Source organism: Virgisporangium ochraceum, from assembly GCF_016863655.1.
Classification (GTDB): domain Bacteria; phylum Actinomycetota; class Actinomycetes; order Mycobacteriales; family Micromonosporaceae; genus Virgisporangium; species Virgisporangium ochraceum.
Map to the genome: position 1 here is coordinate 207767 of NZ_BOPH01000020.1, position 10887 is coordinate 218653.

At 72.8% G+C, this 10887-nt stretch carries 9 protein-coding genes; 5 read left to right on the forward strand and 4 right to left on the reverse strand.

Annotated elements, in window-relative coordinates:
- Nucleotides 1–5 precede the first annotated feature (5 nt).
- Together Voc01_RS08585 and Voc01_RS08590 are read right to left on the reverse strand one after the other, a co-directional pair.
- Complete coding sequence (locus tag Voc01_RS08585; RefSeq protein ID WP_203926752.1) at nt 6–1304, reverse strand: ABC transporter substrate-binding protein; 1299 nt, start codon at nt 1302–1304, stop codon at nt 6–8.
- Nucleotides 1305–1326: 22 nt separating this feature from the next.
- Nucleotides 1327–3939, reverse strand: coding sequence for a glycoside hydrolase family 78 protein (locus Voc01_RS08590; RefSeq protein ID WP_239160047.1), 2613 nt, complete (start codon nt 3937–3939; stop codon nt 1327–1329).
- 258 nt (nt 3940–4197) lie between these two features.
- Here Voc01_RS08590 and Voc01_RS08595 point away from each other — a divergent pair, with 258 nt between their 5' ends.
- Entirely contained in the window at nt 4198–5223 is a 1026-nt protein-coding gene (locus tag Voc01_RS08595; RefSeq protein ID WP_203926754.1) for a LacI family DNA-binding transcriptional regulator, read from the forward strand.
- Between the two features lie 98 nt (nt 5224–5321).
- Nucleotides 5322–5747, forward strand: coding sequence for a UBP-type zinc finger domain-containing protein (locus tag Voc01_RS08600; RefSeq protein ID WP_373873799.1), 426 nt, complete (start codon nt 5322–5324; stop codon nt 5745–5747).
- On the opposite strand, the gene Voc01_RS08605 is transcribed toward Voc01_RS08600, so the two are convergent.
- Nucleotides 5736–6890 carry a winged helix DNA-binding domain-containing protein gene (locus Voc01_RS08605; RefSeq protein WP_203926755.1) on the reverse strand — a complete coding sequence of 385 codons (1155 nt, stop codon included), beginning with the start codon at nt 6888–6890 and terminating at the stop codon, nt 5736–5738. The two genes, Voc01_RS08600 and Voc01_RS08605, sit on opposite strands and share 12 nt — an antisense overlap.
- A 23-nt stretch (nt 6891–6913) precedes the next feature.
- Between Voc01_RS08605 and Voc01_RS08610 the strand changes: the two genes are divergently transcribed.
- Together Voc01_RS08610 and Voc01_RS08615 are read left to right on the forward strand one after the other, a co-directional pair.
- Entirely contained in the window at nt 6914–8239 is a 1326-nt protein-coding gene (locus tag Voc01_RS08610; protein ID WP_203926756.1) for an amidase, read from the forward strand.
- A gap of 10 nt (nt 8240–8249) precedes the next feature.
- Complete coding sequence (locus Voc01_RS08615) at nt 8250–9269, forward strand: aldo/keto reductase (RefSeq protein WP_203926757.1); 1020 nt, start codon at nt 8250–8252, stop codon at nt 9267–9269.
- 29 nt (nt 9270–9298) lie between these two features.
- Here Voc01_RS08615 and Voc01_RS08620 read toward each other — a convergent pair whose 3' ends face one another.
- Nucleotides 9299–10174, reverse strand: coding sequence for an AurF N-oxygenase family protein (locus Voc01_RS08620; protein WP_203926758.1), 876 nt, complete (start codon nt 10172–10174; stop codon nt 9299–9301).
- Between the two features lie 54 nt (nt 10175–10228).
- Here Voc01_RS08620 and Voc01_RS08625 point away from each other — a divergent pair.
- Nucleotides 10229–10887: TetR family transcriptional regulator (locus tag Voc01_RS08625; RefSeq protein WP_239160048.1), on the forward strand; the 659-nt coding region annotated here is incomplete at its 3' end.

Consider the following 10887-nt stretch of genomic DNA (forward strand, 5'->3'; position numbering starts at 1 on the left):
GGGACCTACCAGCCCGGCAGACCGAGCTGCTGGGCCTGCTTCTGTACGTCACGGTCGTAGAGCTCGGCCGCGTCGCCCGACTTGCGGATGCCGGAGCCGACCTCGACGCAGATCTGCTCCAGGGCCGGGCCCTTCACCGGCGAGAGGAACTCCAGCGCGGGCGTGGTCTTCGAGGCGTCGAAGTACGGCTGCATGTCCTTGACCGCCTGCGGCACGTCGGCCGGAAGCGTGCAGCCCTTCACCACGTACGGTCCGCTCGGCGCGGTCGTCTTCCCCATCACGTCGCAGCCCTCCGGCGAGGCGACGAACGCGAGGAACTTCTTCGCCGCGTCGAGCCTCGCGCCGGTGGTGGTCTTCGGAAGGTAGATGCCGCCCGGCATCCACACCGTGAGGCCGTTCTTCGCCGCGTCCTCACCGGGCAGCGCGAAGAAGCCGACGTCCTTGGCCTTGTCGGGCGAGTTGGCCACGATCGTCGCGACGGTGAAGGTCAGCATCGGGTAGTGCGCGCCGGTGCCGTCGGCGATCATCTTCAGCCCGTTCTCCAGCTGTGCCGAGGCGAAGTCGGAGTTCTGGTAGCCGGCGTCGTGGACCTCCTGCAGCCGCTGGAAGCTGCGCAGCGCCGCCGGCGTGGACGCCACCTTCACCTTGTTCGCCGTGTACTGCTCGGCGAAGTCGGGCTGGACGCTCGCCACGTTGTGGTAGTCGGCGAGGTAGATGAGCTGCGAGGTCCACGTGGTCTGGTAGGTCTGCACCACCGGCGCGATGTCGGCGGCCTTGATCCTGGCGTTGTTCGCCATGAACTCGGCCCACGTCTTCGGCACCTGCAGTCCGAGCCGGCTGTAGACGGCCCGGTTGTAGTAGACGCCGCCACCGACGGTGCCCCCGGTCGGCACGCCGTACACCTTGCCGGCCGCGGTCACCGTCTTCGCGAACGTCGGGTCGATGGTGCCCACCAACGCCTGGTCGTCGAGCGGGGTGAGGTTCTGCTCGGGCTTGAGCGCCTGGAACAGCGAACCCGAGTTGTAGGCGAAGATGTCGGTCATGTCCCCTGTGGACAGTCGGGTCTTGACGATGTTGTCGCCCTCGCCGCCCTGCGGACGGGTCTCGACCTTCACGGAGAGGTCCGGGTACTTGGCGGTGAACGCCTTCGCCAACGCCTCGGCCGTCTTCACCGTCGAGGGTTCGTTGTCGACGAGGTAGGACAGCGCGGTAGCGTCACCGTCGCTGTCTCCGAGACTGCCGGGCGTGCAGGCGCTCGTCGCGAGCAGCCCGACGACCGCGGCCGTCAACCAGAACCGTGCCATGGTGGGTCCTCCGGGTGGTGGGTTAGAAGGGGGACGGTGGTGCGGGTGGCTCGGGGTCGTCGGCCGGGGCGCGGTAGGCACAGCCGAACCGGTGCTCGCCGGAGCCGACCTCGACGGGTGTGAACGACGGGTTCGGCAGCTGCACCACGGCGGTGACGCCGGGCGGCACGGTGATCTCGACGTCGAGGCGGTCGTCCGCGCGACGCCAGGCCACGGCGACGCGGCCGTACGGGCTGTCGAACGTCGCCGACGCGTGGGTCAGGCCGCCGCCGGGCAGCGGCCGCACCGACACCCGCCGGTAGCCGGGCGCGGCCGGCGCGAGACCGGCGACCACACGGTGCAGCCAGTCGGCGACCGCGCCGAACGCGTAGTGGTTGAACGACGTCATCTCGCCGGGGTTGACGGTGCCGTCGGGCAGCAGGCTGTCCCACCGCTCCCAGATCGTCGTGGCGCCCATCGTCACCGGGTACAGCCACGACGGGCACTCCCGTTGCAGGAGAAGGTGGTACGCGCTGTCGACGGCGCCGACCGCGGTGAGCGCGTCGCAGATGAGCGGCGTGCCGGCGAAGCCGGTGCCCACGTGGTGGCCCTCGGCGGCGACGAGCTCCACCAGCCGGCGGCCGGCCCGTTCGCGCTGGGTCTCCTTGGCCAGCAGGTCGCCGGTCAGGGCCATCGCGTAGGCGGTCTGCGCGTCGCTGGCCAGGCGCCCGTTCGGCGTGACGAACTCGTCGTCGAACGCCTCGGCGACCGCGTCGGCCAGTTCGGTGTAGCGGCGGTGGTCGGCCTCCTCCCCGAGCAGCTCCGCGATGCGGGCGAGCGTGCGGCTGCTGCCGGCCAGGGCCGCGGTGGCGACGAGGCTCTTGTCGGTGCGCGCGTCGCCCGGCCGGTCCGGTGGCGCCGCCGGGTCGAGCCAGTCGCCGAACTGGAAACCGGTGTCCCACAACCGGTTCTCGCCGGCGATCTCCGCGATCTGGTCGACCCAGGCGCACATGCTCGCGTACTGGACGCGCAGCAGCTCCCGGTCGGCGGTGCGCTCGTGCAGCACGGCCGGCGCCGTGACCGCGACGTCGCCCCACACCGCGGCCGGGTGCGGGTCGCCGAGGAGCCCGACCCACGGCACGTAGAACGGCACGGTGCCGTACTCCGACTGCTCGGCGGCGAGGTCGGCGAGCCAGGACGTGAGCAGACCCGTGCAGTCGTAGAGGAACGCGGCGGTCGGCGCGAACACGGCCAGGTCGCCGGTCCAGCCGAGGCGTTCGTCGCGCTGGGGGCAGTCGGTCGGCACGTCGAGGAAGTTGCCGCGCATGCTCCACACGACGTTGTCGTGCAGCCGCTCCAGGTCCGGTTCCGAGCAGGAGAACCAGCCGGTGCGGGTCATGTCGGTGTGGCAGACGACCGCCTCGACGTCGTCCGGATCCAGCTCGCCGGGCCAGCCCTCGACCTCGGCGTAGCGGAAGCCGTGCACGGTGAACCGCGGCTCCCACTCCTCCTTCTCCCCCGTGCCGCGCAGCGTGTACCCGTCGGTGGCCGCGGCCGACCTCAGTGGACGGACGCACAGGTCGCCGTCCTGCAGCACCTCGGCGTGCCGCAGCCGGACGGTCGTGCCGGCCGGGCCGGCCGGCCGGATCCGCAGCCGCCCGGTGAGGTTCTGTCCGAAGTCGACGATCGTGCGGCCCGTCGGTGACCTGCCGATCGACACCGGCCGGAGCACCTCGGTGCGGCGCACGGGCGGGCCGTCGGGAGCCACGAGCACGGCCGGGTCGAACTCCCGCTCCCGCGCGGCCACCCAGCCGGCGTCGTCGAAGCCCGGCGACGACCAGCCGGACTGTTCGCGCCGCGCGTCGTGGTGCTCGCCGTCGTACAGGCCCGTGGCGACGACCGGGCCGGACGCGGTGCGCCACCGCCCGTCGGTGCCGACCACCACGGTGCTCCCATCGACGCACGACACCTCGAGCTGAGCGAGCAGGCCGGTGCGGTCGCCGTACAGGTCGCGGCGGCCGCCCCGGAACCCGAGCCGTCCCCGGAACCAGCCGTCGCCGAGCCAGCCGCCGATGGCGTTCGCGCCCTCGCGCAGCAGGCCGGTGACGTCGAACGTCTGGTAGCGCAGGCGGTGCCGGTAGCTGGTCCAGCCCGGCGACAGCACGTGGTCGCCGACGCGCTCGCCGTTGACCTCCAGTTCGTAGACGCCGTGCGCGGTGGCGTAGAGCCGCGCGTGCACCGGTGCGGCCGGCAGGTCGAAGCCGCGACGCAGCAGCATGGCGGGCCCGTCGACGTCCGGTCCGGGCGGCTGCGCCGCGCCGATCATGCGCGCCGTCCAGTCGCCGGGGCTCAGCAGGCCGGCCTCGACCACGAGCGGGTCGCTCCAGGGTGACGGCTCCCCGGCTCCCCGACCACGCACCCGCACGCGGACCGTGCGCCGTTCCCGCGACGCCAGCGGCCCGGCCGGCCACGGCACCAGCACCTGGTCGGGGCCCTCCACAGTGGACTCGTGGGTCTCCACCGCCACGTCGTAGGAGGACTGGATCCAGTCCGGCGCGGCCGTCTCCACCCGCCAGGACAGGCGCGGCGAGGCGGTGCCGATCCCCAGCGGATCGCGGTGGTGTTCGGCGCGTAGACCGACGACGCGAGGTGACACGCGATCCTCCACAGTTCCGTGTGTGAAACGATTCATTCAATGGGTCGAGGGACCCCGGGCAGGCTTCGCGATGGAGTTGGCGGACGGCCGCAGCGCGCCGAAGGGGTGGCCGACGGGTACCTGATTACGGCAACGTTTCGTAGAGCGTTCCCCATTGTTGTGACACGATTCGACGTCTGTCAAGAAGGGTTCCCGGCCATATAGCCTGTAGATCGATCAACGCGTGTAGAGCGTTCTACACAGAACCCGGGAGTCTCGATGTCACAGCGCCGCGTCACCATCGCCGACGTCGCCGAGCACGCGAACGTCTCGACCGCCGCGGTGTCGAAGGTGCTGCGCAACGCGTACGGCGTCAGCCCGGCCATGCAGACGCGGGTGCAGGAGGCGATCGCGGCGCTCGGGTACCGCCCGCACGCCGCGGCGCGCGGGATGCGCGGCCAGACCTACACCGTCGGGGTCCTGGTGCCCGACGTGCGCAACCCGTTCTTCCCGGAGCTGATCGAGGGCATGGTCGAGCACCTGGGCGCCACCAACTACCAGGTGCTGCTCGGTCCCGGTGGCAGCGAGCCCGAGTCGCAGAGCCGCAGCATCGACGCGATGGTCGACCGGCGGATGGACGGGCTGATCCTCATCGCGCCGATCGTCGGCCGCCGCGCGCTGGAGGAGACCGCCCGCGCCGTGCCGACGGTGGTCATCGGCCGGCACGGCCGGTCGGCCGACTACGACGCCGTCGTCGACGACGACCAGGTGGGCGCCGGCCTCGTCGTCGACCACCTGGCCGACCTCGGCCACCGCCGCATCGCGCACATCGAGCACCGGTACACCCGTCGCGGCAGCCCCACCACGATGCCGCAGACGGTGCGGGCCGAGGGCTACCGCCGGGCGATGGAGCGGCGGGGCCTCGGCGGGTACGTCGACGTGGTCGCCAGCACCTACACCGAGGAGGGCGGCTACACGGCGACGAAGGAGCTGCTCGCCCGGCCGGTGCGCCCCACGGCCATCTTCGCCGGCGCCGACGCGGCCGCGATCGGCACCCTCAATGCCGTACACGAGGCGGGCCTGTCGGTTCCCGGCGATATCTCGGTCGCCGGCTACGACAACACGGCGATCGCCGCCCTCGGCCCGATCTCGTTGACCAGCGTCGACCAGGACGGCCACCTGATGGGCGTCAACGCGGCGCGGATGCTGCTGGAGCGGGTGGAGGGAACCCGCGAGCGGTCGGCCCTGCTGACCCTCTCCCCCACCCTGGTGGTCCGCCGCAGCACCGCCCCTCCGCCCACTTGAGGCGCGCCCAGCAGCGCGCCGGTGAGCGCCCGGTCGTCGCCGCCCCACCCGTCCCACCCCGCCGGGGGAACCACCGCCCCCGCGGAGCGCCGGAAGGCATGAGGGAGAATGGCGCCATGGTCGTGGGGCGGCGGGACGGTCGGCGGGAGCTCAGCTCCGAGGAGCTCGAGCGGGACATGGAGCGGGACACGCCGTTCCGGCGCTTCCGGCAGCGGCTGCAGGGGCGGCGCGAGGCGGCCCGCCAGCAGCCCGAGCCGGCCGACGAGCCGCAGCTGTGCGAGCACCTCGTCGCCGCGCCGGCACGCGACGTCGGCAGCCCGTCCACGTGCGAGGAGCACACCGACGAGGACGGGCCCGTGGTGCACCTGCGCACCTGTCTGGCCTGTGGGTACGTCGGCTGCTGCGACTCGTCCCGGGGCCGGCACGCCACCACGCACTTCGAGAAGGAGGGCCACCCGGTGATGCAGTCGGCCGAGCCGGGCGAGTCGTGGCGCTGGTGCTACGTCCACGAGCTACTCGGCTAGCACCCGCACCTCCGCCGCCGGTGGAAGCGCCGGTGGAAGCTTTGCCCACCAGTGGTTGTAGCGCCGGTACACCGCCGGGTCGCGGTCGGCGAGCACGGGCAGCAGCGCCGCCGCCTCGGCGGCAAGGCCTTTCCACGCCCGGGAAGACAGCGGGTGGAACGCGGTCGCCTCGATGCCGCCGTCGACGGGGCGCCACACGCCGGCGACACGCCCGTCGACCAGCACCGTCGGCAGCACGTCGCCGTTGACCCGGATCACCAGTGTCCGGTACTCCGGCGGGATGATCCGGCTCCGGTCGGCGTAGGCGAGCAGCGTGCTGTCCCACATCGGCAGCAGTCGCGGCGGCGCCGGCGTCCGCGCCGGCGGGATCGCGGCGCCGGCCACGTCGTAGAGCTCGGCGCCGTCGTCCGCTTGTGTGAGGACGCGCACCGCACCGCCCGGGAACCGGACAGCTTCGCGCACAAGCGTGCGGGGCAGAAGGCTGAACTGTGCGATGTCCGCGATCGTCGCGGGTCCGAAGCCGGCGAGGTAGCGCAGCACCAGCCGGCGTACCGACTCCTCCCGGTCCCCCGCCGGAAGCGGCGATGCGAACGAGCGGAACGCCGCCCGCGTACCGAACGACCACGGCCCGCCGGTCGGCGTGTGCAGCAGCGGCGCGTACGTCCGCAGGGCCCAGTAGACGCCGGGATGCCGGCGGCCGAGCCGCTCCTCGAACATGTCCTCGATGTGGACCTTCGTGCGGGGCTCGGCGGCGGTGAACGCGAGCAGGTGCCCGAGGAGGTCGTCGGCGTCCGCTGTGGACAGTCCGCTGTCGGTGAACCGCCTGTCGCCGAGCCGCGGGCCGCGCAGCACGGGCACCATCGCGTTGTGGAACGCCGGGTAGTCGCCGGCGTGCACCGCGTGCAGCGTGACGCGCATCAGCGTCGCCTTCACCACCGTGCCGTCGGCGAACGCGGCGTCGAGGTCGGCCGGGTCGAAGCCGGTGACGCGGTTCCACAGCGCCAGGTACGGCGACGCCGGCTCCTGCGCCTGCAGGGCGACCACGCGCCGCACGGCCTCACCGACGCCGAGCGGTTCCCGGCGCAGCAGCAGCTGCCGGGCCAGCGTGGCCCGGTTGAGCTGACCGGCGGTGACGGGCTTCACCGTGCAGAGCTTAGAGTCTTCCGATGACGTCCGGACCGTTCAGCGGCACCACCCTGGCCGACACCGTGCAGCGCCTGCGGTCGGGTGCCACCGATCCGGTGGACCTCGTCGAGGAGGTGCTCGACGCGGTGGCCGCCGCCCAGCCGGTGCTGAACGCGTTCGTCACCGTCGACGCGGAAGGCGCGCGGAAGCAGGCCCGCGCGGCCCGCGACCAGCAGCCGACCGGTGCGCTGCACGGGGTTCCGGTGGCGGTCAAGGACATCGTCGACACGGCCGGCGTGCTCACGACGATGGGCTCGCGGCACTTCGCCGGCCACGTGCCGGAGCGTGACGCGGTCCTCGTGCGGCGCCTGAGGCGGGCCGGCGCCATCGTCGTCGGCAAGACCACCACGCACGAGTTCGCCTACGGGCCCACCGGCGACGACACCGCCAACGGGCCCTGCGGCAACCCGCACGACCCGTCGCGGATGGCCGGCGGCTCCAGCGCCGGCTCGGCGGCGGCGGTGGCGGCCGGGCTCGTGCCGCTCGCGGTCGGCACCGACACCGGCGGCTCGGTGCGGATCCCGGCGGCGCTGTGCGGGGTCACCGGGATCCGGCCGGGGATCGGGCGGATACCGACCGACGGCGTGTTCCCGCTGTCGTGGTCGCTCGACACCGTCGGGGTGCTCGCGACCGACGTCGCCGGCACCGCGAGCGGGTGGCGCGTTCTCGCCGAGGGCGGCGACGTCGAAGGCCCGCCGGTGACGGGGCTGCGCGTCGGGCTGCCCACCGGCGACTGGTTCGACCGGCTCGACCCGGTGGTCCGCGCGCGGTTCGACGCGTTCGTCGAGGCGCTGGGCCGCGCCGGTGCCGCCCTCACCCGGGTCGCGGTGCCCGACGCCGCGGAACTGCACGACGTCTACGTGACGGTGCAGTCGGCGGAAGCCGTGGCGGTGCACCACGAGCGGCTGGCAGAGAACGCGGACATGTTCGGGAACGAAGTTCGCCGGCGCCTGAATGCCGCCACGCGCGTCCCCTCGTATCTGTACGCGCGGGCGCTGCGCCGCCTGACGGCCGCGCGCGCGACGGCCGCGCGGCGGTTCTCCGGGCTGGATGTGCTGCTGCTGCCGACGGCGCCGATCACCGCGCCGCCGCTGCACGCGCGCGACACCGACGTCGGCGGCGGGTGGACGTCGCCGCGCGAGGCGTTGCTGGCGCACAACACTCCGTGGAGCGTGCTCGGGCTTCCCGCGTTGTCGATGCCGGTCGCGGGCGACGGGCTGCCCGTGGGCGCGCAGCTCGTCGGCCCGCCGGGTGCCGACGCCGACCTTCTCGCCGTTGCGCAGGCGATCGAGGAGGCGACGGGATAGCGTGGGGCGCATGGAGTTCCGCACCCTCGGAAAGACCGGCACGCTCGTATCGACGTTGTGCCTGGGCACGATGACGTTCGGCAACGAGACCGACGAGAAGGGCGCGCACGCCCAGCTCGACCGGTTCGTCGACGTCGGCGGCAACTTCCTCGACACCGCCGACGTGTACACCCGCGGCGTGTCCGAGGAGATCGTCGGCGCGTGGCTGGCGCAGCGCAACGGGATCCGCGACAGCGTGGTCATCGCCACCAAGGGCCGCTTCCCCATGGGCGACGGCCCCAACGACGCCGGTCTCACGCGCACGCACCTCAGCCGCGCGCTCGACGCGAGCCTGCGCCGCCTCGGCACCGACCACGTCGACCTGTACCAGGCGCACGCGTGGGACCCGCTGACGCCGCTGGAGGAGACCCTCCGCTTCTTCGACGACGCCGTGCGCGCCGGGAAGATCCGCTACGCGGGGGTCAGCAACTTCACCGGTTGGCAGCTGCAGAAGGCCGCGCTGCTGACCAGTTTCCACGGGCTCGCGCCGATCGTGACGCTGCAGCCGCAGTACAACCTGCTCGCCCGCGACATCGAGTTCGAGATCCTGCCGGTGTGCGGGAACGAGGGCATCGGCGTGCTGCCCTGGTCGCCGCTCGCCGGTGGCTGGCTCACCGGCAAGTACCGGGCCGACGAGGCGCCGACCGGTGCCACGCGCCTCGGCGAGAACCCGAACCGGGGCGTGGAGGCGTACGCGCGGCGCAACAACGAACGCACGTGGCAGGTCGTCGAGGCCGTGCGGGAGGTGGCATCCGCCCGGGGCGTGTCGATGGCGGTCGTCGCCCTGGCGTGGCTCGCCGACCGCCCGTCGGTCACCTCGGTGATCCTGGGCGCACGGACGCTGGAGCAGTTGGACGACAACCTCGCCGCGGCGGGCGTGCACCTGTCCGCCGAGGAGACCGCCCGCCTCGACGACGCGAGCGCCCCGCTGGTGGCCGACTACCCGTACGGCGAACCCGGCGTGAACCAGCGCGCCCGCGCGATCCCGTAGGCCCTACCGCCCGGCGCGTCGCCGGGTGTTCAGACCAGGTGGGCGCGGCGCCAGATGCGGCGGGACGGGCCGTCGATGAGGCCGAGGGACGTGAGGTACTCGACCGCCTTCGAGGCCGACCACTTCAGGGTTTCGCGGAAGTGCGGGTTGGCCAGCGCGGTCCGGCGGCCCACCGACGGGTCGACACCGACGCTGCGGTACACGTCGGGGTGTACGAGGCGGCTCACCACCGACGCCGCGGCCCGGGCGATCACCATCCGGGAGTACGCCAGGCGTACCGGGCCGACCGAGGCGACCTGGCGCTCCAGCTCCTCGCGGGCGTAGCGGACGTGCCGCGCCTCCTCCACGACGTGGATGCGTGACACCATGCGGATCAGCGGCTGCAGCGACTCGTCGGTGGAGATCTCGCGCTGGAACGCGTCGAGGATCTCCTCGGCGATGAGGATCGCGGCGTACATGTGCGGACCGGTGGCCGTCGCCTTCAGGAAGCGGCCGAGCGTGTGGTCGCGCCACTTCGCCCTCGTCGGCTCGACGCCGAGGCGCTCGATCAGGCGGCCGAACATGATGGAGTGGCGGCACTCGTCGGCCACCTCGGTGAGGGCGTACTGGGCGTGCCGGCTCGTCGGGTCCTGGTCGTAGTACTCGCGGATCAGCATCTGCATGAGCACGGTCTCGAACCAGATGCCGGCACTCGCCGCGCTCGCGACCTCGTGCTTGGTGAGCTCGATGCGTTGCTCCTCCGACAGCGAGGCCCACAGGTCCGTGCCGTAGAGGCTGCTCCGCGACGGCGCCAGCCAGTACCGGCCGGGCTCGAACGGCGCCTCCCAGTCGATGGTCACCACCGGGTCGTAGGACCGGCGGGTCGACGCGGTGAGCAGGCGTTCTGCGGTCTCTTCACGTCCCACGGCGCGGCCTCCCACGAGTTGATGTATCTCCAAGTATCTGTTACCAAGGGTATCGTGAACCGGGAACAGAGGGAAGACGGCCGCCGCAGCCGCTGGTCGGCCCACCGCGAGCAGCGCCGCGCGGTGCTGGTCGAGGCCGCGGTGGAGGCGCTGCTGCGCTACGGCGCCGACGCCGACATGGCCCGGGTCGCGGCGGTCGCCGGCGTCAGCAAACCGGTGCTGTATCGCTACTTCGCCGACAAGGCCGAGCTGTGGCTGGCGGTCGGTGAGCACCTGGCGCGGCTGGTCGTCGACCAGATCACGCCCGTGGTCGCGCAGGTGCGCGCCGAGCGCGACCTCGTCTCCGCCACCATCGACGCCTATCTCACCGCGATCGAGACGAACCCCGACCTGTACCGGTTCCTCGTGCACCAGTCGGGCGTCCCGGGCATGCCGCACCTCATCGCCACCGCCGCGCGCACCGTCGCCACCGAGCTGGCGCGCGCGGTCGGCGACCGGTTGCGCGCGCTCGGGCTCGACGCCGGCCCGGCCGAGCCGTGGGCGTACGGCATGGTCGGGATGGTGCAGTCGGTCGGCGACTGGTGGATCCTGCACGACCGTCCGATCAGCCGCGCCGCGCTCACCGAGTACCTCACCACGCTGCTGTGGCACGGGCTCGACGGCGTGCGGGCGTCCGCCGACCTTCCGCTTCCACTGCAAGGGGACGCACGTGA

Bases quoted from the DNA above. Each gene is read 5' to 3' on its own strand.
- Voc01_RS08585 (WP_203926752.1), bottom strand. From the start codon at position 1,304: ATGGCACGGTTCTGGTTGACGGCCGCGGTCGTCGGGCTGCTCGCGACG.
- Voc01_RS08595 (WP_203926754.1), top strand. From the start codon at position 4,198: ATGTCACAGCGCCGCGTCACCATCGCCGACGTCGCCGAGCACGCGAAC.
- Voc01_RS08600 (WP_373873799.1), top strand. From the start codon at position 5,322: ATGAGGGAGAATGGCGCCATGGTCGTGGGGCGGCGGGACGGTCGGCGG.
- Voc01_RS08610 (WP_203926756.1), top strand. From the start codon at position 6,914: ATGACGTCCGGACCGTTCAGCGGCACCACCCTGGCCGACACCGTGCAG.
- Voc01_RS08615 (WP_203926757.1), top strand. From the start codon at position 8,250: ATGGAGTTCCGCACCCTCGGAAAGACCGGCACGCTCGTATCGACGTTG.